The following is a 25,392-nucleotide window of genomic DNA, read 5'->3' on the forward strand; positions in this document are numbered from 1 at the left end:
GTGCGGACCATGTAGACATAGGAAACTGTGTCCTGGCGGCGGGGAATCTGATTCGGAGACTAAAAACAGGGCGAGATTCCTATCAGGCTAGTTTCATGGGGAGATTGCACAGCTAAGCAAGCCTGATTCTGCCTAAAGACTAGAAAACTATAATTGGAAAAGTGTAGTGATTTATAAGTTTTTCCGCCAATCTTAGTTGTGCTGACGTATACGTAACAGCTTCATGTAAATTTGCTAGGCTGAAATCTTAATTATACTGACGTATATGTTAACTGGTAAGGGTCTGTCCAAAGACAAATCTCCATTGAAAACAAAAAATCACAGGGGATGTCTTAAGACCAAAAATGACTTATTAGACTATCCCCTTTTTTTTGAATTTGTCTATATTATGACGTAACAAGTGAGGCTTCGCCGATAGCAGCAGGCATCTAATCGCTGATTTTCGTTTTAAAAAAAAGAAATTGGCAATTCGCCAATTTCGACAAATTCTTAATGCTCTTCTGAAGGTTCAGCCGGAATTAACTCCCCAATTATAAAGAGAAGTACGGTAAAAACAACAGAGATTATAATTGCTGTTGAAAAATGGAATGCAGAGCCTGTCATGGAAGAAACAACATAGCTGGCCATGTTGACAAGCAAAAACGTCCAAAAAAATGTTGCGAAATATCTCATTATCTTCACCTCGTTTATTCCTGTCTTTACTTATATTATCATACAACATTTTTCATGAAAACGGTTGTTTCGCGATTTTTTTGCGAGCCTTTTTGACATTTCGTACATACATTATAAAAGGTCATCGATGGAAAGGTGGTGGGCAAATGGAAGGTGTTTCGGAAAGATTTTTTCAAATTGAAAACGAGTGGAATGTCATTCATCTTCCGGAAAAGCCGAACGGATTCGGCATCTTGATCATTGGCGATCGAACCCATTTTGTTGAAAATGGTTCAAGCTACTGGTTGGAGCATTACGGGCGGCGTCAGCTGATCAATACGTTAAAAAGCTGCGGATATACATTGTTTCATTCCAATCTTTACGGACGCCATTGGGGCAGCTCTCACGCCGTTTTGTTGGCAAAACAGCTTTATCATCTTGTCATGAAACAAGAAATTTTAAATAAAAAAATCCATATACTGTCTGAAGGTATAGGAGCACTCGTTGCGCTGCAGTTGATGGAAGAGATGCCAAATTCCATCCGTTCATCGGTGATGATCAATCCTTGTTTGGACATAAAAGCCCAAATAGCGGAAGAGAAAAAGAATAAATTTTTTTACAAACAAATGATAAAAGAACTATCAAAAGCTTACCAATTAGATGAAAAAGCTGTCACCCATTATCCCTTTGTCCGTATACAAGACTTTGTATCAAAAATACCTGTAGGCATCTGGCAGAAAATGAACGGGGGAAGCTATTCCTATAAAATTCATGGAAAAAAATATGAGGAATGGAGAAAGCAGCTGAAAGCTCCAATTCAATTCACATTTTATTTCCAGGAAAATATAAATCGGATCCATGATATGATAAGAAGTTTTTACAAAGAGCATGAAAGAATCTTATAGAAATGGAATTGAGGCCTGGGCGAAAATGCTCAATAAGTGAGCAGGCTGCCCCCTTTTTGTTTGAAAAGGGCATTGGACTAATCTCTTCTTTTTTCGCATACGATACAATAATAGTTTTTTCATAAAGGAGGTTTTCAAAATGTCAACTGCCTTAAAGCAGTGTAAACATATTTTAATTGTTGGGGTTCATCAATTTGAAGGCTTTCATATATGTTCAAAACTGGTAGAGGAAGGATTACTAGTCGATGGAGTGGTAATCGTTCCTAAAAATCCGTTGCAAAAAAAAATATGCGAAGAAGAAATGATGTGGCTCGGGCGGAACGCACATTTTCATTTATTGGAAGAAGACAGCTGGATAGAGGATGCTTCCAAAAAGCAATATGATTTGATTTATTATTGTCAAACAGATCATCAACCGATAGACGATGAAGCTGAAAAACACCGATTGGAAAAAACGGTCGAAATCGCATCCCTCAAGCAGACTCCGATTATTTTTATATTTTCTCTTGAAGGAGAAAATCCGCTGGAATATAGGGATGAAGAAATTGACAGCTGGATGCAGCAAATAGGACAAAAATGGACTTTCCCTTATTTATTTGTTTATCTTCCAACCGTTTTCGGACCTTGGCAGCCGCTAGGCCATTGGATTTCGAACAGTTTGTTGGAATGTACAGGCATCAGCCGTTCCAAGACGAATGCGAATGAAAAAATTGTCATTCGTGACATTCTTCATATTGATGAAATAGTTCCGGTGTTAACAGAATTTGACGAAGATTTGTTTGCGAAAAAAACAATTTACTTGATTTCCGACGACAAAGAGCGCATCAAGAAGGTGATGAGCTTTTTTGACATTTTTCATTACATTTACAAGCCTATATCGAAAAGCGAACATCATTTAGTTGTTCCAAAGACGGTCGAAAACATTGAAAAGAGTTTGCAAGAATTAAAAGATTTTTTCCTGCAAAATACACGCAGACTTTATACCTAAATATAAAATTTCTTTACTTCATTGACGGCGTATAGCAAAATAAAAGAGGAATGAAGTGAAACGTGAAAATTTTAGTACTAAATATACATCGTGTTAAAGAGGAAGCTTCCTAGAGAAACGCCTCATAAGCTATATTTCGTGACAATCAAATTGACCGTAAATTCAAAAGATCGTTTTGAACTTAGCTGAGATCGATATGTAATCATTTCGATTATTGAGAAACCTCACCATTTCAATGATGATGCAGTTCACTGGTTTAAAGGAGTTGCTTGGTATGTATAAAAAAATGTTTGTGATCATTTTTATTTTATTATTTCTCGTTGGCTGCGGACAAGCATCAGAAAAAGGAAAACTGAAAAAGGTGGGTTTGCTCGTTCCTGAAACGATTAATGATCAAGTTTGGGGGACAAAAGGGTATAAAGGGCTGTTAAAAATTCAGTCTGAGCTGAATGTAGATGTTTTTTATAAAGAAGGAATGAATTCCGAAGCGGCGGTGAGGGAGGCGGTCGAAGAATTTCACGGAAAGGGAGTTAATTTAATTATCGGGCACGGTCACGAATATGAGGGTTTTTTTAGAGATTTGCTGGATCAATATCCAGATATTCATTTCGTTTTTTTTAATGGTGATGCAAAAGGCCCGAATGCCACAAGTTTAAATTTTGAGGCGCATGCCATGGGCTTTTTCGCAGGAATGGTGGCAGCACATATGACAAAAACAAACGAAATCGGAATTATTGCCGCTTTTGAGTGGCAGCCTGAAGTGGAGGGGTTTTATCAAGGGGCGCAATTTGAAAATCCAAACGTAACCATTCACATTGAATATGTCCAAGGGTTTGATCATGTTGACTTGGCGCTTGAGAAGCTCGATAAGCTTGTCGCAGAAAATGTAGATGTTGTTTATCCGGCAGGCGACAGATACAACGTGCCAGTGATCGAAAAAGTGAAGGAAAAAGGAATATATTCAATTGGCTTTGTTTCAGATCAAAGTGATTTGGGCGAACAAATGGTTTTAACAAGCACAGTACAGCATGTGGATGAGTTGTATTTATTAGTCGCAAAAAAATTTATAAAAGGCGAACTGGAAAGCGGGAATTTATATTTTGATTTTCAAGATGGTGTGATTGATTTAGGGAAGTTCAGCCCTCTAGTAGATAAAGAATTTAAAAATAAAGTTTTAAAATATGTGGAAGAATATAAGAAAACAGGGAAATTGCCTAACGAATAATGCTATGGTGAGATAAATAAAATAAAAATTTTGGGGGATGGTTGAATTCATCCCCTTAATTTTTAAATAGTTTTTTAATTTGATTGACGAACGGCTTTATTTCTTTAATAATTGGCTTCAGCTCAGATAATTTTGTCACAATATCATCGACTTGCTCAAAAATTTTTTGATAGTCTGATTGCTCGTTTTGCTCGTTTTTTTCGGAAGTTTTTTCAGAATGAACCGGAAGCTGCCGGCCGAACATAAATTGGGTAAAAAAATCGGGTTCTGGTGCTTCTGCTTTCTCTTTTTCATCTTCCTGCCGCTCGTTTACGTTTTCATCACTCATTCCCGTTTCACCTTCCGTTCTTTTTTCCTTTTCATCCTATTTTATGAAACAAAACTGAGTAAGGAATAGACGATTAGCTCAATCTATCAGTCAAAAACAAGAAAACCTGTAGTTAACTGTTATGAAGCATATTGCTATAAGTAGAAAAATAATATAAAATTAGTACCAAGTCATAACATTTGATAATAATTTTTTGTGAAGGAGATGTTCTTGATGAGAGCTGGGATCATCGGGATAGGCCGTTATATACCGGAAAAAGTTGTGACTAACTATGATTTAGAAAAAATCATGGATACGTCTGATGAATGGATTCGAACAAGAACCGGCATTGAAGAGCGGAGAATTGCTTCAGATGATATGAAAACATCGGATTTGGGCGCAAGAGCGGCATTAGAGGCCATTGAAGATGCAAAAATTTCCCCGGAAGAAATCGATATGATTATAGTTGCGACCGCAACACCTGATCAATCCTTTCCGTCAGTTGCCTGTGTTCTGCAGGAAAGACTTGGTGCAAAACGGGCTGCTGCTTTGGACATAAGCGCCGCATGTTCAGGTTTTATTTATGCGATGGCAACGGCAGAGCAGTTTATACAAACAGGAGCTTATAAAAAAATTCTTGTCGTTGGAGCCGAAAAGCTTTCGAAAATTACGGATTGGAATGACCGTTCAACAGGTGTTTTATTTGGGGATGGTGCCGGGGCGGTTGTTTTAGGCGAGGTAAGTGATGACAGAGGGATTCTCTCATTTGAGCTAGGAGCGGACGGAAGCGGCGGCAAGCATTTATATGAAAAAGGCCATATTGTGATGAACGGGCGTGAAGTATTTAAATTTGCTGTGCGGCAGATGGGAGAATCAAGCATTAATGTACTGGAAAAAGCGGGATTAACGAAAGAAGATGTTGACTTTCTCATTCCGCATCAAGCAAATATCCGCATTATGGAAGCCGCCAGACAACGGCTTGAATTGCCGGAGGAGAAAATGTCCAAGACGATTCACAAGTACGGGAATACTTCCGCAGCATCAATACCAATTTCTTTATACGAAGAAGTAAAAGCTGGTAAAATAAAAGATGGTGATCTTATTGTGATGGTCGGCTTCGGCGGAGGTTTAACATGGGGAGCCATTGCATTAAGATGGGGACAGTAAAATCATTCAATCAAAAATAAAAATGCTTTTTTTCCGTCATACAAACCGAAAAAGGCGAGGTGTAATGATATGGAAAAACGTAGAGTAGTTGTAACAGGCATCGGTGCTGTGACACCGATTGGATTGGATGCGAAAACAAGCTGGGAAAATGCTTTGAAAGGTGTATCAGGCATTGGAGAATTGACGAGAGTCGATAAAGACATATTTCCTGTCAAAGTTTCCGCTGAAATAAACGATTTTAAACCTGAAGATTTTATGGATCGGAAAGAAGCGAGGAAAATGGATCGCTTCACACAATTTGCATTAGCCGCCTCGTTGATGGCGCTTGAAGATTCAGGTTTAAAAATAAATAATGAAAACCGTGAACGGGTAGGCGTTTGGATCGGTTCAGGCATAGGCGGAATGGAGACGTATGAACAGCAATTCGAAACTTTTCTGGAAAAAGGTCCGAGACGTGTAAGTCCTTTCTTTGTTCCGATGATGATTCCTGATATGGCAGCCGGACAGGTGTCCATAGCGATCGGCGCGAAAGGTCCAAATTCATGTACAGTCACTGCCTGTGCAACAGGATCAAATTCAATCGGCGATGCCTTTAAAGTAATTCAACGTGGCGATGCCGATGTGATGATTACGGGCGGAACAGAAGCGCCGCTGACCAAGATGGCTTTTGCAGGTTTCAGTGCAGCAAAAGCGTTGTCGACAAATCCTGATCCGAAAACTGCTAGCCGTCCTTTTGACAAAAACCGCGATGGCTTTGTCATGGGAGAAGGTGCAGGAATACTTGTTCTTGAAGAGCTGGAACATGCTTTAAAAAGAGGAGCAAGCATTTATGCAGAAATCGTCGGCTATGGATCAACAGGCGATGCCTATCACATTACACAACCGGCTCCTGGCGGAGAAGGCGGAGCACGTGCAATGAAAATGGCAATTCAAGATGCAGGCTTAAAACCGGAAGATATCGATTATATTAATGCCCATGGAACAAGCACCGAATATAATGATAAATTTGAAACATCGGCGATTAAAGAAGTTTTTGGCAGCCATGCTTATCAATTAACCGTCAGCTCGACAAAATCGATGACAGGTCATCTCCTTGGAGCAGCAGGAGGAGTTGAAGCCATTTTCACCATTTTAGCAGTGAAAGAAAATATAATTCCTCCGACAATTAATTATGAAACACCTGATCCTGACTGTGACTTGGATTATGCTGTTAATCAGGCTAAACAAAAAACAGTTCGGGCGGCGCTCAGCAATTCCCTTGGTTTCGGAGGACATAACGCCACGCTCGTTTTCAAGAAATTTGAAGAAGCCTGATGTCAGCATATAGGAAATTAAGGATTATATGAAACCGTTATTGCCTAAACAGGCAGTAGCGGTTTTTCTTTTTAAAAAAAATTCAAACATCTTTCTTTTCTAATGAATAGTGTAGAAAAGGAGGTGCGAAGATTTGGGAGTTATTGACACAAAAAACTGGTTGAAGGAAAGCCGGAATCCAATCGAGCTTTGTGAAAAGCTAGAGAAATATTTTCACCATTTACAAGCGGAGGAAATCCATCACTACCTGTCACAATACGGCATGCTTCGAACTGGCTATGAACATTGGCTTGTTAAGGCTGATGATTCGAATATTTGGACAAAAGCAAATAACATTTTTTTGAAGTTAAAGAAAAGATGGAACGGTCCAGATGTCCCTATTTTTATTTTTCCTGTTGAAGAGCGAAAAAGTTTTTTTGGGAGAGATTTTAAAGGTCGTTCGGGGTTGTCTTTTCAGGATAAAATGTTTTTATTTTTATCGCCGGATGTAAAAAATGATGAGCTCATTGCGCTATTGATTCACGAATATCATCATATTTGCAGGCTTAGGAAAAATCCGAAGCACGAAAAAGACTATACGCTTCTTGATGCGATTATTTTGGAAGGTTTGGCGGAGCATACGGTTTACAGAACGATAGGTGAGCAGCATGTAACAAATTGGGTGAAAAAATATTCGAAGAGACAACTATACAGCTGGTGGAAAAATTTAATTGTTCCGAATCAAGACATAAAATGGGATCATCCGTTATTCGATCAGCTTTTGTTCGGAAAAGGCTTTTATCCGACCATGCTTGGATACGCAATTGGATTTGATATCGTACAAACGTTTTATAAACAAAAACCGTTTTCAACAAAAGAAAGCTTTTATTTGCCTGCCGAACAATTCGTGGAAAGCTATGAAGGGGCTGTCCGATAAGTCCCTAAAATGAAGCAAGTGGAGAAAAACAATTCGTTTCTCTCCACTTGCTTTTATATTTTTTCGATTTTTATCTGAAAGTAGCTGGCGGATGCCGGCTACTTTCAGTATGTTGTGGGCTAATGCCACAATCCCAAACTCAACATGTACCTTGTCGAGGCCCCGCAAAGAAAATCTGCGGAACGACCGATTGCCCTTGATGTGACCGAACACACTTTCTGCCTCGACTTTGCGTCGAGCGTAGATGGCGGCTTTCTCTTCACATTCAAGGGCTGTTTTGGCCTTTGCTTTCATTTCTTCGAAGATGGGATTCCAGTGAACTTGACGATTTCCCTTCGCTTTTGTGCATTTCGCTTTCAATGGGCAATCGGTACAATCTTCACATTCGTATATTTTGAAGCTTTGTTCATAGCCAGATGGATTCTTTTTGTTTTGGTATTTTTTAAACGTTACTCTCCTTCCATTCGGGCAAATAAAACAATCATCCTCTTCACAATAGGTCCAGTTTTTGGCATTTTTAATGTCTTTTTTGTATGTACGTGTTTGTTCTTTTACATAGCTCCCATAAGGAATTAGAAACTCAAAACGGGGCTCTTTCTCATCACCAACTGCATATACATAGTTTTCTTCACTACCATAGCCTGCATCCGCAATGACCGTTTTGGGCATCGGTAATGAACTGGAGGCTAGCTTCTCCATATGTGGGATAAAGCAACGTGTATCGGTCGGTCGTTGATGAATGGTATAAAACAAGATAAACTGATTCTCTGTCCCCATTTGCACGTTGTATCCGGGCTTGAGCTGACCGTTTTTCATATGGTCTTCTTTCATGCGCATGAAGGTTGCGTCTTTGTCTGTTTTCGAGTAGCTGTTACGGTCACCGAACATTTCCTTTTGTTCCTTGTATCTTGCCATTCGGGGCAGGAAATCTTCACGAATTTGTTTCACCGATTTCTTTAATTGACTGCGTTTTTTTCGCTTCTCTTTCCGAATGGATGTATCGGTCTCCTTTTCGATTTCTTCCGTTAGCGTTTCAACTTTTTCTTCTATTTCTTTTGCGATTTCCTCCATGTTTTGTTCGGTGATCTCTGTATGTTGATCGCTTTCCTTTTGCCCTGTTCCGGCTTCTAATTGGGTTAATTCATGAATGTGCTTTAGTGTTTCTTGGATTTTTTCTTTTAATTTCTCTTCGAATTTCAAAGTGGATTTTTTCCACACAAAAGAATACTTATTGGCATTGGCTTCGATCTTAGTGCCATCCAAAAAGTAGTTTTCCATCGTGATGTAATGTTCTTTTATCAATTTGAGAATCATGACTTCAAAGAGCTCATCCATGAAAGCTTTCATCCGTTCCCCTCGGAACTCATTAATGGTGCGAAAATCTGGTTGTTGCATCGCTGAAAGCCACATGGCAGGAATATTTTCTTTAACGAGTTTTTCGATTCCTCGGCAGGAATAAACCTTTTGAGAATAAGCATACAGAATGATTTTCAGCATCATTTTGGGATGATAGGAACTTCTGCCGCCGCCTTTATAATGAGAAAACAATTGTTTATCTGGTATCGCCTCCACCATTTCGTCCACGACACGTGCCACGTGATGTTCGGGTATAAGAGATTCAATATCATAAATCATTTGAACTTGACGGTTGTCATATGGTTTGAAAGTAGGGGCTAAATTTCTTTTGGCAGGAGTTTTTTCTTCTTTTCCATCTAGAGGAAGTGTCATTTGTGTGTTATAATTTTCACGAGTAATCATTTGATTGCTCATAAAAAATCGTCCTTTCTGTAATGTTGTGTGGTAACTTCATTTTACTAGAAAGGACGATTTTTTTGTGCATTTTTTTTAAAAAGTGAAAAAATGAGGGGCTCCAAAAAGTCAGTTACCCTGACTTTTTGGACAGCCCCTTCTATATTTATTAATAATTTGGACAGACTGTGAATATGAATAAAAAATAGAACGAAACTTCCAATGATGGGGGAATGGATTTGGCACGATTAAAACGACCATGGCTGTATATATCGATTCTCTTGTTTTTATTGCTTCTACATGGCTGCTCAAGTCTGGATTATAATAGAAAGCCGCAACCAACGGTTAAGGAGATAAAAGAGGAAGAGCTCGATCCGCTGATTGTTCCGGAAACATTTATAATCGGTTCAACTGAATCGCCGCAGCTTTTTAATCCTTTGTATTCTCTAGATGAATCAAGCTCGCAGTTAGAAGGGATGCTTTTTGATGGACTGGTGACAGTTGATGAGCAGCTGCGGCCGAAACCGCATCTGGCTGAAAAGATTCAGCAATCAGAGAATGGACTTGAATATACGGTCACTATTCGGCGCGGGGTCAAATTTCATGACGGAAAAGAATTAACGGCGGATGATGTTGTTTTTACTTACAGCATTCCTTTAAGCCCTGATTATAATGGCGAAAGAAGTTCAGACTTTGAAATGATTGACAGCATTGAAAAGCTTGATAAGTATACAGTGAAATTCCGTTTAAGAGAAAAAGACGCCTCCTTTCTTCCAGTCACATTATCATACGGCATATTGCCGAAGCATTTGTTGAAAAATGTACAGGTTGCAAAATTAAAGGAGCATAAGTTTAATACATCACAGCCTGTGGGCACTGGGCCTTTTCGGTTCGTAAAATGGGAAAAGAATGGATTCGTAGAGCTGGCCGCAAATGAACATTATTTTTTAGGGAAGCCTCGAATCAAATCAATCAAGTATAAAATTGTTCATAACCAGGAAGCTCTTTACGAACAGCTGAAAAACGGCGAGGTTCATTACGCCCCTGAAATAGAACTAACCAATGTAAAAAAAATAAAAAGGTTAAGAGGATTGGACGTTCAATCGAACATTTCCCATTCTTATGTGTTTATCGGCTGGAATGAAAAAAACGAACTTTTTCAAGATAAAAAAGTAAGGCAAGCCTTGACGATGGCGATCAACCGCAAAGCTATCGTTCGCAAGATTTTGCACAGACAAGGAAAGGAAGCACATATTCCAGAAACGCCTATTGCTTCTATTTTTACCGACGAAATTCAAACATTAAAGTATAACCGGAGAGAAGCAAAAAAGCTGCTGAAAGAAGCGGGATGGGAAGATACGGACAGGGACGGCATACTGGATCGAGAAGGAAAAGATTTCTCGTTTACGCTAAAAACGAACAAAGGAAATGTTGTTCGCGAAAAAGTTGCGTTGCTCGTGCAAAAACAATTGAAAGAGATCGGAATTGACGTGAAAACGGAGTTTTGGGAATGGGAAGATTTAATTAAGCAAATTTCACCGCCGAATTGGGATTACGATGCGTTGATTTTAGAATGGTCGTTATCTAAATTTCCGAATCATTTTGATATTTTCCATTCCAGTCAGAGAGAATATGGATTGAACTTTGTTTGGTGGGAAAACGAACAGGCCGACCTGCTGTTGTCTAAATCTAGAAAAATAATGGACGAAAGCGAACGAAAACAAATTTACAAGGAGATATTTCAAATTATCGAGGATGAACAGCCATATACAGTTTTATACTATCCGAAGGAATTTCGGGCGTTGCCTGAACGGTTAAACGGCTATATTTTTCATCCGAAAAATTATTTTTATAAAGTGCATGAATGGTCCTTTTCTGAAAGCTGACAGGCCTGAAATCCGCATTGATCAAAAGTGGAATACGTAATGATGAAAAGTTTTTTGGGCAATGAAAAATTTGGAATAAAAACCTTCTCCGCTGACCATAATGATGACAAACAGTCTTGTAGTAAGGGGGCTAATTATGCTGAATTTGTACGATGTTTGGGTAAACTGGTTTGAAGGAGAAGAAAATGGTTATAATGTTTGTCATTTTCATGAATGGAGAAAGGATGATAAGGTTGAACTGTTAGACCAAGTACCGCTGATTAAAGTGAGTAAAGAACTTTATGATTATATTGAAAATGACTTAAAAGAACTGCCTGAAAAACTTTTAAAGGATGTTTACCAGAAGGCATACGCCCGGAAAAACCATGAGAGAATTCAGCTAGATTATTGCTTTGTTGTTTCGGATGGCAACGGCATTTTAGCAGTAGATACGATCGGATATACGACGCCAATTCGCAAAAGCCGGCTTATCCCAAGACAAGAGCAGCTTGTATATGACATGGTGAAGGATTTAGAGCCGGAATCATACGAGTTCTCACAAACAAATGACAAAGACAAAAAAGATTATCATCTTTTATCCCTTGCACCTGAATATATGCACGGATTAACCCGCAAAGAAAGACAGCTGAAACAGCTTTTGTTTATGGCTCTTGATCAATTGCAATCGACAAAAAATACGGCGGAAATGAAATATTGGTATACGGAATGGAATCCGTACATGTATGGTCAAATTCAATCACTCGGTTTTGAGGAAATTTGGACTATGCTTTATGAGGAAGCGATTGTCGGATGGTCTCAAAAGCATGAACAATTATGCGAACGATTAATAAAAGGGCAGCCTTTCTTTGAAAAGCTTTGGGAAATGGAGCAAGAACCGAAAGTAAATTAAGGAAGAGGGCACTATATCAGCCGCCCTCTTTTTATCGAACATATTTTTTTAAGCTAGTATATTTGTTTTGTTTAATCAGCTCCATCATCAATCGTCATTCGTTCGCTAGCGCTTTTATTTTCGTTTTTTTCTTCCCAATCCCATTGCATTCTCCATTTTTTTCAACATTTTGGATGCTACTTTGTTTGCTTCCTCCCGGCCTCTGTCTAAAATGTCATCAAGTTCATCAGAATCAATGAGCTCATAATATTTTTCCTGAATCGGCTTTAAAGTGTTAATGACGACTTCTGACAAATCCGCTTTAAATTCACCATAGCCTTTTCCTTCGTATTTTGTTTCCAGCTCGGCAATTGACACGCCAGCTAAAATTGAATAAATAGATAAAAGGTTGGAGATGCCAGGTTTGTTCTCTTTATCATAACGAACCACTCCGTCTGAATCAGTCACAGCGCTTTTAATTTTCTTTTCAATTTTTTTTGGATCATCGAGAAGGGAAATAAACGATTTTTCATTCGCATCGGATTTGCTCATTTTTTTCGTCGGATCTTGAAGCGACATAATCCGAGCACCGACTTTTGGAATGCGGACTTCTGGAATTTTAAAAATGTCTGCATATTTTTTGTTGAATCTTTCGGCTAAATCCCTTGTCAATTCCAAATGTTGTTTTTGATCCTCGCCGACTGGAACAAGGTCCGTGTTGTACAAAAGAATATCGGCGGCCATTAAAGGCGGATAAGTTAACAGTCCTGCTGAAACAGCTTCTTTCCCTTTAGATTTATCTTTAAATTGTGTCATTCTTTCAAGCTCGCCAATATAAGAAACGCATTGAAGCATCCATCCTGCCTGCGCGTGAGCGGGCACCTCCGATTGAATGAAAAGGGTGGATTTTTCCGGATCGATGCCGACTGCTAAATATAATGCAGCAAGGCTCTTAATGTTTTTTCTTAATTGAAGTCTGTCTTGCGGAACAGTTATGGCATGCTGATCGACAATGCAAAAATAGCATTTATATTCATGCTGGAGCTCTACAAATTGTCTCATTGCTCCGATATAGTTTCCGAGTGTTAACGTGCCGCTAGGCTGAATTCCTGAAAAGATCGTTTTCATGTGCAAACTCCTCCTGATTTTTATATATAAAAAAGCCCATCCGTCCGAATAGGGACGAATGGACCGCGGTGCCACCCTAATTATTTCACAAACATTCATGTGAAATCACTTTTCGTCTTTTAACGCAAGACAAAAACGCCGCAGCTTACTGATTTCAGCTGAGAGCTCAAAAGTCCATTTCCATACCGGACAGTGTTTGTTTCCACCAGCCACAAACTCTCTGAAAACTGTTTTCGGCATGTACTTCTCTTTCTCATCGCCTATGTATTCATTTACAGATGATTATAAAAAAATTGTGTATTCTTTGCAACTTCTCAGCGTCTTTCTGAAAAAATTTCTTTTTCATGTTTGATCGAACCAAAAAAGGGGAAAAGAAGAGTAGAGAAAGAAAAGAGGTGTTAATTGAGAAAATGGCCTTGAAAATGATCATCATTCACCGGTTGTAACATTTTTGTTATAATTTGAGAAATAAAAACATATAGGCGAAGTTGCTTTTTTATAGTATAATAATCAATACAAATTACTTTTTTAAATTTATTTTAATGTGAGATTGGCATAGTTTTTATATATACACTTATATTTTTCTCGAAAAGGAGAGTGATTGGCATGGTAATATTGTATACATCTCCGAGCTGCACATCTTGTAGAAAAGCAAAATCTTGGTTGGAAAAGCATCAGATTGAATATAGAGAGCGGAACATTTTTTCCGAGCCTTTAACGATCGAAGAAATTAAAGAAATTCTTCGTATGACAGAAGACGGAACAGATGAAATTATTTCCACTCGTTCAAAGGTTTTTCAAAAATTGAAGGTTGATGTTGAATCGCTTCCTTTGCAGGAGCTGTATGATATTATCCGGAAAAACCCTGGAATTTTGCGCCGCCCGATTTTGATTGATGAAAAACGTCTTCAAGTCGGTTATAACGAGGATGAAATACGACGCTTTCTGCCAAGAAAAATTCGCACCTACCAGCTGAGAGAAGCTCAGAGAATGGCAAATTAAAAGGGAATGATGCCTTCCGTACGCAAAGCAAAATAGATTGCGGAAGGCTGTTATTTTTTTGTTATATTGTACAGAAGGGCAAAGAAAAGGATGAGACAAGCTGTGAAATAAGGGAGAGTTTGTGCAACAGCTTCAGTTTTCAACAGAGGGGTCATTTTTTCATCCGTTGCCATCATTTTACCTGCTGTATAAGCTAATATTCCTCCGCCCCCGTAAATGAGCAAAGGAAATCGGGACATGGCAGACATGATAAATCTGCTTCCCCAAATAATGATCGGAATGGATATAAGAAGACCTGTTATGACAAGAAAGATATTTCCTCCAGCTGCTCCAGCAACCGCAATGACATTGTCAAATCCCATAAAAATGTCAGCCAAAACAATCGTTTGGATGGCTTTCCACAATGAGCGGTGGCTTTTCACGGAAGTATGCTCACCTTCATTTCCTGTCAATAATAAAAAGGCAATATACATTAAAAATAATCCGCCAAAAAACTGTAAAAAAGGAATGTTCAATAAATGGACAGCCAGTAATGTCAACAAAATTCGGCTGAGTATCGCGAGGATTGTTCCAAATAAAATTCCTTTCCTCCGCTGATTTTCCGGCAAATTGCGGCATGCCAGCGCAATGACAATGGCATTATCTCCTCCTAATATGAGGTCAATGCCAATGATAAGGAATAAAGATGTGAAAAATTGTTCATCCATCAGTCAACCTCTTTTCAAATTATGGCTCGTACAATATATATGAAAAACGAAATATTTTATGCTTAATAGGTAAATAACGGTTTTTTTCAAAATCAAGGCTTTTTTTATTTCTTTATGAAGTGATTTATCATACAATAGAATTAGAATTGAACAACTTGGTGCTCGCGATGAAAATTTGGGAATTTTTTAAATTAGGAAAGAAAAGTGCAACGAATTCGGGGGTTTATTGTCCCTTCCAAAAATTTAAAAAGAAGGGAAGGTTGTTCAAATGGAAATCGAACGCATTAATGAAAACACAGTAAAATTTTATATTTCATATGTTGACATAGAAGAACGAGGATTTGACCGAGAAGAAATCTGGTATAACAGAGAAAGAAGCGAAGAGCTGTTTTGGGAAATGATGGATGAAATTAATGATGAAGAAGACTTTCCGCTTGAAGGTCCGTTATGGATTCAAGTTCATGCCAATGACAAAGGGCTTGAAGTCATTGTCACAAAAGCACAGCTGTCAAAAGACGGACAAAAGCTGGAGCTTCCGGTAGTCGATGAAAAATTAAGAGAAATCCCGGTTGATGAGAATATAGAATCTTTGTTGGACAAACATTTTAATATGTCTGAACGATCTTCCTCAGATGAGAAAGATGAAACGGCGCAATTGCAATTTGTCATAAAGTTTCAGGACTTTGAAGACGTTATTTCGTTAGCATCCCATCGTTTGGACGGATTTTTGAATAGCTTATATGTATTTGAACAAAAATATTATTTATTCGTTGAATTTTCGGATAAAGACGATGAACAAATTGAAAATTTGCTCAGCATTATGCTTGAATACGGTCAGGAATCAAGGATGACAATTCACCGTCTTGAAGAATACGGAAAGCTGATTATGAAGGACAATGCCTTGGAACAAATCGAAACGCACTTTTCTTAAATTGCCGATTTCATGTTCGAAATCGGTCTTTTTTACTTAAGGAACGCTTTCAATATCGCAGATCCAACAAATATGTCCAAATCGAGAGATAAGAAATATCGATTGCCTGGAGGAAGCTTATGAGAAAATTTCTGCAAGTAATCGTTTTTGCCATTGGTCTAGCTATCATCTTGTATTTAACTAAGAACATCTGGGAGGAATGGTTTTTAGGAGCCGTTTCCATTTTGTTCACGTTATCCATCATTTTTATCGGTTTTGTTATTTTCTTGGAAAACCGCCACCCAACTCAAACGCTTACTTGGCTTGTTGTTTTAGGAGGATTTCCATTAATAGGCTTCTTCTTTTATATATTTTTTGGAAGAAATGTCCGGAAGCATCGTCTATTTAAGAAAAAAGCTTTAATAGATGAGCAAGCTTATGCCAAATTTGAAACCAGCTTTCATACATATGAAGATAAAATTAAATTCATGAGAAATCACCAGCGCCTATTATTTAAGCTTGCCCATAAGCTTGGTCACAGTCCGATTTCTTTTCGGACAAATACAAAGGTGCTGACGAACGGCATTGAAACATTTGACCATATTTTTCGAGAGCTTCAAAAGGCGGAAGATCATATTCATCTTGAATACTATATTGTTCGGCATGATGTAATTGGGCAAAAATTAAAAAAGCTGTTGATCGAAAAAGCGAAAAACGGTGTAGAGGTTCGATTTTTATACGATGCAGTCGGCAGCTGGAAGCTGTCCAAAAAATACAGGAAGGAGCTCCTCGATGCCGGGGTGGAAATGGTTCCATTTTTACCTGTAAAGCTTCCGTTTTTGTCTAACAATATTAACTTTCGCAATCATCGTAAAATTATTGTGATTGACGGAAAAGTCGGCTTTGTCGGAGGTTTAAATATAGGAGATGAATATTTGGGAAGAAATCCGTATTTCGGCTTTTGGCGGGATACGCATATGATGCTCGAAGGGGAAGGAGTACGGACGCTCAATCTTATTTTTTTACAGGATTGGTATTATATGACTGGGCAGAAGCTACTTACCGATCGATATTTGCTGCCTCATTTTCAAATGGACGATAAAGAAGGAGGCGTTCAGCTAATCGCCGGCGGTCCTGATAATAAGTGGGAGGTCATTAAAAGCTTGTTCTTTTCGATGATCGTTTCCGCAAAAAATTCGATATGGATCGCCTCTCCGTATTTTATTCCTGACGAGGATATAAAATCCGCTTTAAAGATTGCTGCGCTGAGCGGCATTGACGTTCGTCTCCTCGTTCCGAAAAGGCCTGACAAACGGATTGTATTTTATGCGTCGCGATCTTATTTTCCGGAGCTTTTAGAAGCCGGGGTTAAAGTGTACGAATATGAAAAAGGGTTTATGCACAGCAAAATCATTATTGTTGATGGCGAACTGGCATCGATCGGTACGGCGAATATGGATATGAGAAGTTTTCATTTGAATTTTGAAGTAAATGCTTTTTTATACCGAACGGATAGCATTGAAACGCTTGTAGAGGATTATATTCGAGACATTGAAAATTCAAGTGTCATCGACCTTGAACAATTCAAAAAACGCCCGCTATATATAAAGCTGTTTGAATCAACGTCGCGGCTTTTGTCTCCTTTATTATAAAACACCGTTTTTGATAAAGCGGTGTTTTTTTAGGATAAAAACTATTTGAGCGGATTTCACAACATCACGGGTGAATTGACGGCTGTAACGATGTAAAATGGCGAACCTTTTATTGAAACGAATGAAGCAACATCTAACTCCCGCCTCTTTAGCGGCAAGCATGCGTTTTTGAAAAAAGTATATTTTTCCATGAAGTGTTTCTGGCATCTTTTAAAACTTTTGAAAAACGCTGCTTTTGAAAGGATTTTTTTCCCTTTTGTCGAATGTTTTTATTTGTGAAAGGAAGTGATGATTTATATGCTTGTTGCCCTTTTGCGAAACGGCGAAAAAGTAAATGTCGCCGCCCCGTACTGGTCGACAGAAAGGCTTCTAAAACTGAAAGAAGAGCATGCCTTTTTTTGTCCAGCTTGCAAGGAGCCGGTAAAATTAAAAATAGGTAAAATCAAAATTCCTCATTTTGCCCACTTAACGGCCTCTTGTCAGGCTGATTCGGAAGCGGAAAGCACGTACCATTTGAACGGAAAAAAGCAATTGTATGTTTGGTTGAAAAGGCAGCGGTTAGCTGCGGAAGTGGAAAAATTTATACCTTCTATTGCACAACGAGCGGATCTGTTTGTATCTTTTCAGCATAAACGGTATGCGATTGAATACCAATGCTCTAATATTCCCCCTGATCAGGTGATAAAACGGACAAATGGCTACAAAAAAGAACGAATTAAACCGATTTGGATATTAGGCTGGAAAAAAATGAAGCAAGTCGGTGAACATCAATATCGACTGACTCCTTTTCATTGTCAGTTTCTTCATTCCCCGCAAAACGATCGTCCTTTTATCATCAATTATTGCTCAGATAAGAAAACCTTCATCTTTTTTTCCCATCTGATTCCGTTTTCTAAACAGAATATTTTTGCCGCATCTGCTATGATCTCCCCAGAGTCGTTTTTCTTTCGAGATTGTTTGCAAGGAAAGAGTCTGGCGGCAAACGGTTTATGGAAGCATTGGCTGAAGAAAATAAGTCAATATCGCTTAAAGCCGCTGTTTCAAAAGACGAACGAAGAGCGAAAGCTGCAAAAAAAGGTTTACGAAACAGTTGGCTTATCTTTATCGCAGCTGCCAGTTGAAGTTTTTATCCCTTTAAAAAGCGGTTATATGGTTGATGAGGCGGTCTATATTTGGCAATGCTCAGTTTTATTATTTATTGAAACATTGCGCGCTGATGAAGTATTTCACGCAGAAAAGCTAGTTTGGCACCTTAAGAAATTAGGGATGAAAGAAAGAAGCTGTAGCGTAAAAACGGATTTAAAAAAGCCGATTATTGAATATTTAACGACTCTTTCCCATTTAAAATTTTTGCAGCCAATCGGTCCATATTCGTTTCGAAAAACATCATCTCCTTTTCATTTGGAGTCGATGGAAAAGCGTGAACAACGTCTTGGACATTATTTGGACAAGGAAGGTATGTTTTTTTCTGCTGTAGAATAATATAAGCATAGTGATTTATTGCGTTTTGAAAAAAATTTCAATATGATGGAAACAGACTGATTTTTTTAAAGGGGGAAATCGAGAATGGGCAATGAAACAGCTGTCAAAAGGCTGCCAAAACGGGAAGAAATCCCTGTTGAGTATACTTGGCGGCTAGAAGATATTTTTGCTTCTGATGATGAATGGGAAAAAGAATTTGAAGAAGTAAAGCAGCTAATTCCAAAAATCGGTGAATATAGAGGAAAATTAGGTCAATCCTCCGATCTGTTATATGAGGCGCTCTCTTATCAAGATTCCGTGATGGAGAGGCTTGGAAAGCTTTATACATATGCCCATATGCGCTACGATCAAGATACAACTAATTCTTTTTATCAAGGATTGAATGACCGGGCAGCAAATCTTTATACACAAGCTTCCAGCCTCTCATCCTATATCGTTCCGGAAATACTATCCATTGAAGAAGAAAAGCTTCAGCAATTTTTGAAAGAAAATGATCAATTGAAGCTTTATGCACATGCCTTGGACGAAATCAACCGGCAAAGACCGCACGTGCTCGATGCGGAGCAAGAGGCTATTTTAGCTCAAGCTGCGGAAGCCCTGAGCACTGCCTCCAATACGTTTGGAAAATTAAATAATGCGGACTTGGAATTTCCAGCAATTAAGGATGAAAATGGAGAAGAAGTGGAAATCACTCACGGCCGTTATATCCAGTTTTTGGAGAGTGAAAATAGACGAGTCCGTCGCGATGCGTTCCAGGCATTATACGCAACATATGGAAAATTTAAAAATACGTTTGCCAGCACATTAAGCGGAGCTGTTAAGAAAAATAATTTTTATGCGAAGGTGCGGAAATATGAGAATGCCCGCCAGGCTGCACTAAGCGCCAACAACATTCCCGAGGAAGTCTACGACAATTTAGTAAAAACGATCAATGAACATTTGCCGCTGCTCCATCGTTATGTCGATTTGCGGAAAAAAGCGCTGAAGCTTGATGAACTTCATATGTATGATCTTTATACGCCGCTTGTACAAAACGTCGATTTGAAAATCACGTATGAAGAAGCGAAAGACATCGTATTGAAGGGGCTTGCTCCATTAGGTGAAGAATATGTCGGCATTTTACAAGAAGGCTTTGAAAACAGATGGATTGACGTTAAGGAGAATAAAGGGAAACGAAGCGGAGCTTACTCCTCTGGCGCCTATGGAACAAATCCATATATTTTGCTGAATTGGCAAGATAATGTGAACAATTTATTCACACTTGTTCACGAGCTTGGCCATTCGGTGCACAGCTACTATACAAGAAAAACACAGCCGTATCCGTACGGAGATTATTCTATTTTTGTCGCGGAAGTGGCTTCTACATGCAATGAAAACTTGTTAAATGAATATTTGCTCAACACGATCGATGATGAAAAGAAACGTTTATACTTGCTGAATCATTTCCTTGAAGGGTTTAGAGGAACGGTATTCCGGCAAACGATGTTTGCTGAGTTTGAACATTATATCCATTTGAAGGCGCAAAACGGAGAGCCGCTCACACCGGAATTTTTGACGCAAACGTATTATGAGTTAAACAAAAAATATTTTGGTGACAACATTGTGGTCGATGAAGAAATAGGCTTAGAATGGGCAAGAATTCCGCATTTTTATTACAATTTTTACGTTTATCAATACGCAACAGGCTTTAGTGCTGCAAGCGCCTTGAGCAAGCAGATTTTATCGGAAGGAGAAACTGCCGTTGAAAGGTACATTAATTTCTTGAAAGCGGGAAGCTCTGATTATCCGATTAATGTGCTGAAAAAAGCAGGGGTCGATATGACATCAACCAAGCCGATTGAAGATGCTTGCAAAGTATTTGAAGAAAAGCTGACGGAGATGGAGGAGCTGCTGTTAAAGTAAAGTGAAAGAAAACAGGAGCATCATCTGAATCCAAAAAATTAGTGGCATGAGTTCGATCTGGAACTGGACTCATGCCTTTTTTGTTTCCGGTCATATAAAAACTGCACCTCCAATTGTCAGTTGTATCTACTAATTGAGATGCAGTTCATCATCCCGTCCTCTTTTTTATCTTAAAATCCGCGGAACGTTTTTCGATGGTTAAACAGAAGAAACGATATGAAAAGAGAAATAAAAAGCAGGGGGGCAGAAACGAAAATCGGTGCGAGATTCATCAATCCTAACAGATTATAAAAAAAAGCGAAGATGACGAGCAGCAGGCTGATTATGAGCCAAAATGTTTTCACGATTTTTCCCTCCTACACATGTTCTAAAACGAGGAAAAAGATTTTGTATATTGTATGCAGCTTGCCCGTTCTTCATGTTTTGTGACAAATTTGTGAATTGTTGTTTTCCCCTCTTGCAAACTGAAAAAGGAATTTGTTATATTAAAAACGTGAAATTGATCACAAACAAACATTTACCCCTTTGTTTGACCGTGAAAAATTTCTCCCATCCCCTTTGTTGTCATAAGACAAAAAAGAAACCACAAACGTTTGTTTGTGGTTTCTTTTTTTAATTGTTTAATAAAGATAAAGCGCTTACATTTTTGATTAAAAACGTTCCCCATCAGCATAGAAGCCGATGGGGAACGTTTCGTTGAATTAAACCCCGCATTTCACTGCCCGATATAGCGCCAAAATGTTCCATATTTTACAGGCACCCGCTCAACTTGTTGCTTTAAAAGCAGTCTTTTCATTTCACGTTCCGTTTCTTCATCAGTCATGTTATACACAACAGAAATCTCTTTTGTTGCGACAAATTTATAATGCTTTAAAAAAATCTCTATTGGCGGCACTTGAGACGGCTTCGGTTTATCTCCGACAAGCTCGCAAAGAATATCAACATATGTTTCATAAGGATATAATCCGGTAATTTTTAATCCTTCCTTCTCTTCACGGCAATGAAAAAAGACAAGGGAAGGAATTTCATGCACGTCCATTTCTTCTGTAATTTTATAATCGCATTGAAGTGCTTTTCTTGCACTTTCGGAATATAAGTCCCTCTCAAATTCATTGACATCAAGGCCGACATTTTTAGCAATTTGTATGAGAACGTTTTGATCAGAGACATTTTGCTTTTCTAAAAAAACAACTTCCTGTAAGTGCCGCAAGAAACGGATGCCCGCTTTTCTCCCTTGAAGCTCCGCTGCTTTTAAAGCAAGGGAAGCTCTGTAGGGTGATGATATAGGGTTTTCAAGCCAAAGGTTGCCGTCACATGACATGCCGGTTCTGCTCGCTATCTTCTCCCATGATTGGGCAATTGTTTTCGGTTTCCGCCGTTTTGTTAAGTTTAAATTAGCAAGCTTTCCGCAAACAATATGGCGCAATGAGAAAAGCCTGCCGTATTCGATTTGCAGTTTTTTGATAAACGGTTCAAGCGCCCAGCATTCAGGGCATAGCGGATCAATAAACATATAAATCTCGATCGGCTTTTTAGGATGGCTGTGACAATGAGAAAAGAAGTGAGCAGCATTCACTTCGTCTTTTTTGTCAGGTTTCAACTGAATACTCCTCCTGATCTTCGTCTTTCGAATTAATCATGTGATGGGCGGTCACCACAAGCCGATCGTAGAAAAACTCTCGTATTTCCCCGTCAAGTCCGACCTCGTCCATTGCTTTTCTCATACATGAGAGCCAAGCTTCTGCTCTCCTCGGCGTAATCGGGAATGGAAGATGGCGGGCTCTGAGCATCGGATGTCCGTGTTCTTTTGTGTAAAGTGGCGGACCACCTAAAAACTGTGTCATAAATTGTTTCTGCTTTCTGGCAGTTTCCGTTAAATCCTCCGGGAAAATAGGTTTTAAAAGAGGATGTTTTTTAACATTTTTGTAAAAAGCATCGATTAGAGCGTGAAGTTTCTTTTCTCCAATCGCGTCATATGGAGTTAAGGGTGGTTTTGTCATGGTGATAGCTCCTTTGGAATCATTCGTTAATAATGATGTTACATTTATTTTATCAACATAACTTATTTATCTCAAACGAATCGCTTTGAAGGAGTTGGCTGAGGCAATGCAAACAAAAGGATAAATAGCGAAAGCGGGAGCTATTTCCGCAAATATGTTGTGCTTGCTGTGAAATGAACATAGAAGGACTTGTGGCTTGAAGCGCAGCTATCGAAGATTAGCCGAAATCGATTGGATAACAAATGTTTCCAACTACTTTTAATGAAAAAGAAAAAGGTGCTGTTTGTTTGCACCTTTTTACGCAAAATATTTTTGAGTAATTTTATTTACATAGTTTTGCGTTTCTTTAAATGGCGGGATGCCTCCATATTTGTCGACATTTCCCGGACCGGCGTTGTATGCAGCCAGCGCCAATTTTACATTACCGTTATATCGGTTTAAAAGCTGTTTTAAATATTTTGTGCCGCCCTCGATATTTTGCACAGGATCAAACGGATTTTTTACACCGAGCGCTTTTGCTGTAGAAGGCATGAGCTGCATATAGCCGGCAGCTCCTTTAGGACTGACGGCATTTGCCTTGAAGCTTGACTCCTGTTGAATCACAGCTCTGATTAATTTGGCATCGACGCCGTATTTTTGAGCCATCTTCTGAATGATTTCATTTAGATCAGCGGAAACCTGTTTCTGTTCATTTGTTTTTTTGGCAGATTGGGAGGAAGACAGTGAAATATTCTCTTTGGCCGTTTCAGATTGTACATCTTGTTCGATGAAGGCATTTAAAACATCCTGAAAGTTCAGCGAAATTGCTGCATCTTTTGTTTGCGGCCCATCGGATTGGCCTGACAAAAGACGAAGGACTTCAAGCTCAAACAGAACATTGAAATTATAGTTTGTATTCATCACAAATTCTCCTTTGAAAATTTTGCGGAATAAAACCGCTTTATTTTATTTTCTGTTTGACGGATCGGGATGTTGTGTTTGTTTAAAATCTCCAAAAATTGCTGCTTTCCTTCCTTTTCATCCTCTGCCTCAAATTCGATTTCAAAATCCTCTCTATTTTCATATCGGCTATGATCGAGAACAATTTCACCATTTTTATATTTTTTTGTTGCCCGGCTTGTAATGAGCGAACCGAAACAAAGAAGGCTTTCGGGCTTGATTTCAAGCTGTTTGATTTTTTCGACCACTGATCCCTCCTTCGGAAAGACTGACTCATGAATGGCTGAAACTGCTTCTTGATCGGTTAAAAACTGGTGTGTTTCCAGCAATCCGACATGATAAGGCTCCTTTAATGTCAAAACATATTGATCCTTCTTTTTACGAATTCTTAAAGCGGCGCCATGATTTTTCAACGCAAAACATTTTGTGTCAAAATAATAGTTTTCCTGCTCGGCAAAATCTTTTTCGGTCAATTGAAAAAAATCAGCTAAGCGGTGGAATTCTTCTTTTGTAAGCAGGTTTTTAAATTCTATCTCAAGCTCTTGAACCATCGGGCATTCCTCTCTATGATTAATATCAAAATAAGGTAATGTAGTTATTAATATGATACAATAAAATATACACGAGATGAACTTGAAATGTTTGATTGGAAGGGTGAACAGCATGAAAAAAAGAATTAAAGTGCTGGCGGTTAGCAAAACGGAAGGCAAATTGCTGCTCGAAACGGAGCATGTCCATGATGCAGGGAATCTCGCAGCAAAAGGACAGATGCTGGTAGATTCAGACCAATTTTCTTTTATATACATATTGGATAATGGCGAAGACTTTCTTTACATAGATTTATCATCGGATATTTGGCCTCATTTAAAAGAAGCCAAAAATGAAGAGCTTCCTGTTTATGCTAAAGTGGGAGAAAAAGAAATTTTGCTTACCCAATTTCACGAGGAGCTCGAGTTTTTGCTTGAAAATATAAAGGGAAACGCAAATTACGGCGAGGAGATGGAAAAAATGGTCGAAAGCGTGTTTTATTAGGAGGGGGGCTTTATGAACTACAAGGAATGGGAGCAATTTTTAGCGCCTTATAAGCAGGCAGTGGAAGAATTAAAGGTCAAATTAAAAGGGATTCGTTCCCAATTTGAACTAAGAGGAGAGCATTCTCCAATTGAGTTCGTGACAGGCAGGGTAAAACCTGTGCCGAGCATTTTAGATAAAGCGAAGCGAAAACAAATTCCACTTGATAAAATAGAAGAAGAAATGCAGGACATTGCCGGTCTCCGAATGATGTGCCAATTTGTCGGCGACATTCAATTGGTTGTTCAAATGCTAAGAGATCGGCATGATTTGGAAATCGTGGAGGAAAGAGACTACATAACCCGAAATAAAGAAAGCGGCTACCGCTCTTACCATGTTGTGGCCCGCTACCCGGTTCAATCGTTCGAAGGATTGAAAAAGGTTTTGGTTGAAATTCAAATTCGTACGCTTGCCATGAATTTTTGGGCGACGATTGAGCATTCTTTAAATTACAAATATAGCGGGAACATACCTGAACAGATTAAAATCCGCTTGCAGCGCGCAGCTGAAGCAGCTTACCGGCTGGACGAGGAAATGTCGCAAATACGGGGAGAAATTCAAGAAGCGCACGCGATATTTTCACGCAAAACAGAAACAACATAAAAAAGGAGAATGATACTTAA

General features: G+C 38.8%; 25 protein-coding genes and 1 other annotated feature. Of the genes, 15 read left to right on the forward strand and 10 right to left on the reverse strand.

Features of this window, described 5'->3' with window-relative positions; all coding sequences use genetic code 11:
- Positions 1-489 precede the first annotated feature (489 nt).
- On the reverse strand, positions 490-672 hold the full coding sequence (locus NSQ84_RS05150; protein ID WP_063387013.1) for a YjzD family protein: 183 nt from the start codon (positions 670-672) through the stop codon (positions 490-492).
- A 146-nt stretch (positions 673-818) separates the two neighbouring features.
- Between NSQ84_RS05150 and NSQ84_RS05155 the strand changes: the two genes are divergently transcribed.
- The 3 genes from NSQ84_RS05155 to NSQ84_RS05165 all read left to right on the forward strand — a co-directional run bounded on the left by NSQ84_RS05155 (position 819) and on the right by NSQ84_RS05165 (position 3,769).
- Positions 819-1,556 carry a hypothetical protein gene (locus NSQ84_RS05155; RefSeq protein ID WP_311067038.1) on the forward strand — a complete coding sequence of 246 codons (738 nt, stop codon included), beginning with the start codon at positions 819-821 and terminating at the stop codon, positions 1,554-1,556.
- Between the two features lie 139 nt (positions 1,557-1,695).
- On the forward strand, positions 1,696-2,544 hold the full coding sequence (locus tag NSQ84_RS05160; RefSeq protein ID WP_063387011.1) for an NAD(P)-dependent oxidoreductase: 849 nt from the start codon (positions 1,696-1,698) through the stop codon (positions 2,542-2,544).
- Positions 2,545-2,818: 274 nt separating this feature from the next.
- Positions 2,819-3,769, forward strand: coding sequence for a BMP family ABC transporter substrate-binding protein (locus tag NSQ84_RS05165; RefSeq protein WP_066248363.1), 951 nt, complete (start codon positions 2,819-2,821; stop codon positions 3,767-3,769).
- Positions 3,770-3,824: 55 nt separating this feature from the next.
- On the opposite strand, the gene NSQ84_RS05170 is transcribed toward NSQ84_RS05165, so the two are convergent.
- On the reverse strand, positions 3,825-4,097 hold the full coding sequence (locus NSQ84_RS05170; protein ID WP_063387009.1) for a hypothetical protein: 273 nt from the start codon (positions 4,095-4,097) through the stop codon (positions 3,825-3,827).
- 213 nt (positions 4,098-4,310) lie between these two features.
- Between NSQ84_RS05170 and NSQ84_RS05175 the strand changes: the two genes are divergently transcribed.
- From NSQ84_RS05175 to NSQ84_RS05185, 3 genes are all read left to right on the forward strand, one after another.
- On the forward strand, positions 4,311-5,243 hold the full coding sequence (locus NSQ84_RS05175) for a beta-ketoacyl-ACP synthase III (RefSeq protein WP_063387008.1): 933 nt from the start codon (positions 4,311-4,313) through the stop codon (positions 5,241-5,243).
- A 69-nt stretch (positions 5,244-5,312) separates the two neighbouring features.
- Entirely contained in the window at positions 5,313-6,557 is a 1,245-nt protein-coding gene (gene fabF / locus NSQ84_RS05180) for a beta-ketoacyl-ACP synthase II (RefSeq protein WP_339194724.1), read from the forward strand.
- 133 nt (positions 6,558-6,690) lie between these two features.
- Positions 6,691-7,473: a DUF2268 domain-containing protein gene (locus tag NSQ84_RS05185; protein ID WP_339212302.1), complete on the forward strand. Its 783-nt coding sequence runs from the start codon at positions 6,691-6,693 to the stop codon at positions 7,471-7,473.
- Here the strand turns inward: NSQ84_RS05185 and NSQ84_RS05190 are convergent.
- Positions 7,405-9,243 (reverse strand): IS1182 family transposase, encoded by a 1,839-nt coding sequence (locus NSQ84_RS05190; RefSeq protein ID WP_339212303.1) that lies wholly within the window; start codon positions 9,241-9,243, stop codon positions 7,405-7,407. The two genes, NSQ84_RS05185 and NSQ84_RS05190, sit on opposite strands and share 69 nt — an antisense overlap.
- 218 nt (positions 9,244-9,461) lie before the next feature.
- On the opposite strand from NSQ84_RS05190, the gene NSQ84_RS05195 reads away from it, so the two are divergent.
- Together NSQ84_RS05195 and NSQ84_RS05200 are read left to right on the forward strand one after the other, a co-directional pair.
- A complete protein-coding gene (locus tag NSQ84_RS05195) occupies positions 9,462-11,108 on the forward strand; it encodes a peptide-binding protein (protein WP_339212304.1) in 1,647 nt (548 codons plus the stop codon).
- A 136-nt stretch (positions 11,109-11,244) separates the two neighbouring features.
- Positions 11,245-11,997, forward strand: coding sequence for a YjbA family protein (locus NSQ84_RS05200; protein ID WP_066248356.1), 753 nt, complete (start codon positions 11,245-11,247; stop codon positions 11,995-11,997).
- A 114-nt stretch (positions 11,998-12,111) separates the two neighbouring features.
- On the opposite strand, the gene trpS is transcribed toward NSQ84_RS05200, so the two are convergent.
- Complete coding sequence (gene trpS, locus NSQ84_RS05205) at positions 12,112-13,104, reverse strand: tryptophan--tRNA ligase (RefSeq protein WP_339212306.1); 993 nt, start codon at positions 13,102-13,104, stop codon at positions 12,112-12,114.
- A 47-nt stretch (positions 13,105-13,151) separates the two neighbouring features.
- Positions 13,152-13,370, reverse strand: a binding site (T-box leader).
- Between the two features lie 340 nt (positions 13,371-13,710).
- On the opposite strand from trpS, the gene spxA reads away from it, so the two are divergent.
- Positions 13,711-14,106: a transcriptional regulator SpxA gene (spxA, locus tag NSQ84_RS05210; protein WP_063387002.1), complete on the forward strand. Its 396-nt coding sequence runs from the start codon at positions 13,711-13,713 to the stop codon at positions 14,104-14,106.
- A gap of 50 nt (positions 14,107-14,156) precedes the next feature.
- On the opposite strand, the gene NSQ84_RS05215 is transcribed toward spxA, so the two are convergent.
- Positions 14,157-14,813: a TerC family protein gene (locus tag NSQ84_RS05215; RefSeq protein ID WP_327873969.1), complete on the reverse strand. Its 657-nt coding sequence runs from the start codon at positions 14,811-14,813 to the stop codon at positions 14,157-14,159.
- A 268-nt stretch (positions 14,814-15,081) separates the two neighbouring features.
- Between NSQ84_RS05215 and mecA the strand changes: the two genes are divergently transcribed.
- The 4 genes from mecA to pepF all read left to right on the forward strand — a co-directional run bounded on the left by mecA (position 15,082) and on the right by pepF (position 20,759).
- The gene (gene mecA / locus NSQ84_RS05220) at positions 15,082-15,744 is read left to right on the forward strand and encodes an adaptor protein MecA (protein ID WP_063387000.1); all 663 of its coding nucleotides are present in this window, start codon (positions 15,082-15,084) and stop codon (positions 15,742-15,744) included.
- A 119-nt stretch (positions 15,745-15,863) separates the two neighbouring features.
- Complete coding sequence (gene cls, locus NSQ84_RS05225) at positions 15,864-17,375, forward strand: cardiolipin synthase (RefSeq protein WP_339212309.1); 1,512 nt, start codon at positions 15,864-15,866, stop codon at positions 17,373-17,375.
- A gap of 288 nt (positions 17,376-17,663) precedes the next feature.
- Positions 17,664-18,857, forward strand: coding sequence for a competence protein CoiA family protein (locus tag NSQ84_RS05230; protein ID WP_339212310.1), 1,194 nt, complete (start codon positions 17,664-17,666; stop codon positions 18,855-18,857).
- An 84-nt stretch (positions 18,858-18,941) separates the two neighbouring features.
- Complete coding sequence (gene pepF, locus NSQ84_RS05235; RefSeq protein WP_144596605.1) at positions 18,942-20,759, forward strand: oligoendopeptidase F; 1,818 nt, start codon at positions 18,942-18,944, stop codon at positions 20,757-20,759.
- 170 nt (positions 20,760-20,929) lie between these two features.
- Here the strand turns inward: pepF and NSQ84_RS05240 are convergent, their stop codons facing one another.
- The 5 genes from NSQ84_RS05240 to NSQ84_RS05260 all read right to left on the reverse strand — a co-directional run bounded on the left by NSQ84_RS05240 (position 20,930) and on the right by NSQ84_RS05260 (position 24,249).
- Positions 20,930-21,103 (reverse strand): hypothetical protein, encoded by a 174-nt coding sequence (locus NSQ84_RS05240; RefSeq protein ID WP_162536160.1) that lies wholly within the window; start codon positions 21,101-21,103, stop codon positions 20,930-20,932.
- Positions 21,104-21,474: 371 nt separating this feature from the next.
- On the reverse strand, positions 21,475-22,335 hold the full coding sequence (locus tag NSQ84_RS05245; protein ID WP_232515740.1) for a ClpXP adapter SpxH family protein: 861 nt from the start codon (positions 22,333-22,335) through the stop codon (positions 21,475-21,477).
- Positions 22,336-22,348: 13 nt separating this feature from the next.
- Complete coding sequence (locus NSQ84_RS05250; RefSeq protein ID WP_063387493.1) at positions 22,349-22,759, reverse strand: hypothetical protein; 411 nt, start codon at positions 22,757-22,759, stop codon at positions 22,349-22,351.
- A 297-nt stretch (positions 22,760-23,056) separates the two neighbouring features.
- Entirely contained in the window at positions 23,057-23,659 is a 603-nt protein-coding gene (locus tag NSQ84_RS05255) for a lytic transglycosylase domain-containing protein (protein ID WP_082830278.1), read from the reverse strand.
- Positions 23,659-24,249: a CYTH domain-containing protein gene (locus NSQ84_RS05260; RefSeq protein ID WP_144596603.1), complete on the reverse strand. Its 591-nt coding sequence runs from the start codon at positions 24,247-24,249 to the stop codon at positions 23,659-23,661. The genes NSQ84_RS05255 and NSQ84_RS05260 overlap by 1 nt, the downstream gene beginning before the upstream one ends.
- Positions 24,250-24,361: 112 nt before the next feature.
- Between NSQ84_RS05260 and NSQ84_RS05265 the strand changes: the two genes are divergently transcribed.
- On the forward strand, positions 24,362-24,730 hold the full coding sequence (locus NSQ84_RS05265; protein ID WP_130157355.1) for a hypothetical protein: 369 nt from the start codon (positions 24,362-24,364) through the stop codon (positions 24,728-24,730).
- A 12-nt stretch (positions 24,731-24,742) separates the two neighbouring features.
- Positions 24,743-25,372, forward strand: a complete 630-nt coding sequence (locus NSQ84_RS05270; RefSeq protein ID WP_063387496.1) for a GTP pyrophosphokinase family protein — start codon at positions 24,743-24,745, stop codon at positions 25,370-25,372.
- The last annotated feature ends 20 nt before the right edge of the window (positions 25,373-25,392 follow it).

This window comes from Aeribacillus sp. FSL K6-3256 (assembly GCF_037965805.1).
Taxonomy (GTDB): Bacteria; Bacillota; Bacilli; order Bacillales; family Aeribacillaceae; genus Aeribacillus; species Aeribacillus composti.

What these genes read in the sequence shown, in the direction of transcription:
- NSQ84_RS05270 (WP_063387496.1), top strand. Translation starts at nt 24,743, where the DNA reads ATGAACTACAAGGAATGGGAGCAATTTTTAGCGCCTTATAAGCAGGCA.
- cls (WP_339212309.1), top strand. Translation starts at nt 15,864, where the DNA reads ATGAGAAAATTTCTGCAAGTAATCGTTTTTGCCATTGGTCTAGCTATC.
- NSQ84_RS05255 (WP_082830278.1), bottom strand. Translation starts at nt 23,659, where the DNA reads ATGAATACAAACTATAATTTCAATGTTCTGTTTGAGCTTGAAGTCCTT.
- NSQ84_RS05150 (WP_063387013.1), bottom strand. Translation starts at nt 672, where the DNA reads ATGAGATATTTCGCAACATTTTTTTGGACGTTTTTGCTTGTCAACATG.
- NSQ84_RS05215 (WP_327873969.1), bottom strand. Translation starts at nt 14,813, where the DNA reads ATGGATGAACAATTTTTCACATCTTTATTCCTTATCATTGGCATTGAC.
- mecA (WP_063387000.1), top strand. Translation starts at nt 15,082, where the DNA reads ATGGAAATCGAACGCATTAATGAAAACACAGTAAAATTTTATATTTCA.
- NSQ84_RS05170 (WP_063387009.1), bottom strand. Translation starts at nt 4,097, where the DNA reads ATGAGTGATGAAAACGTAAACGAGCGGCAGGAAGATGAAAAAGAGAAA.
- fabF (WP_339194724.1), top strand. Translation starts at nt 5,313, where the DNA reads ATGGAAAAACGTAGAGTAGTTGTAACAGGCATCGGTGCTGTGACACCG.
- NSQ84_RS05265 (WP_130157355.1), top strand. Translation starts at nt 24,362, where the DNA reads ATGAAAAAAAGAATTAAAGTGCTGGCGGTTAGCAAAACGGAAGGCAAA.
- NSQ84_RS05200 (WP_066248356.1), top strand. Translation starts at nt 11,245, where the DNA reads ATGCTGAATTTGTACGATGTTTGGGTAAACTGGTTTGAAGGAGAAGAA.
- NSQ84_RS05155 (WP_311067038.1), top strand. Translation starts at nt 819, where the DNA reads ATGGAAGGTGTTTCGGAAAGATTTTTTCAAATTGAAAACGAGTGGAAT.
- pepF (WP_144596605.1), top strand. Translation starts at nt 18,942, where the DNA reads ATGGGCAATGAAACAGCTGTCAAAAGGCTGCCAAAACGGGAAGAAATC.
- NSQ84_RS05230 (WP_339212310.1), top strand. Translation starts at nt 17,664, where the DNA reads ATGATTTATATGCTTGTTGCCCTTTTGCGAAACGGCGAAAAAGTAAAT.
- NSQ84_RS05250 (WP_063387493.1), bottom strand. Translation starts at nt 22,759, where the DNA reads ATGACAAAACCACCCTTAACTCCATATGACGCGATTGGAGAAAAGAAA.
- spxA (WP_063387002.1), top strand. Translation starts at nt 13,711, where the DNA reads ATGGTAATATTGTATACATCTCCGAGCTGCACATCTTGTAGAAAAGCA.
- NSQ84_RS05160 (WP_063387011.1), top strand. Translation starts at nt 1,696, where the DNA reads ATGTCAACTGCCTTAAAGCAGTGTAAACATATTTTAATTGTTGGGGTT.
- trpS (WP_339212306.1), bottom strand. Translation starts at nt 13,104, where the DNA reads ATGAAAACGATCTTTTCAGGAATTCAGCCTAGCGGCACGTTAACACTC.
- NSQ84_RS05260 (WP_144596603.1), bottom strand. Translation starts at nt 24,249, where the DNA reads ATGGTTCAAGAGCTTGAGATAGAATTTAAAAACCTGCTTACAAAAGAA.
- NSQ84_RS05165 (WP_066248363.1), top strand. Translation starts at nt 2,819, where the DNA reads ATGTATAAAAAAATGTTTGTGATCATTTTTATTTTATTATTTCTCGTT.
- NSQ84_RS05175 (WP_063387008.1), top strand. Translation starts at nt 4,311, where the DNA reads ATGAGAGCTGGGATCATCGGGATAGGCCGTTATATACCGGAAAAAGTT.
- NSQ84_RS05190 (WP_339212303.1), bottom strand. Translation starts at nt 9,243, where the DNA reads ATGAGCAATCAAATGATTACTCGTGAAAATTATAACACACAAATGACA.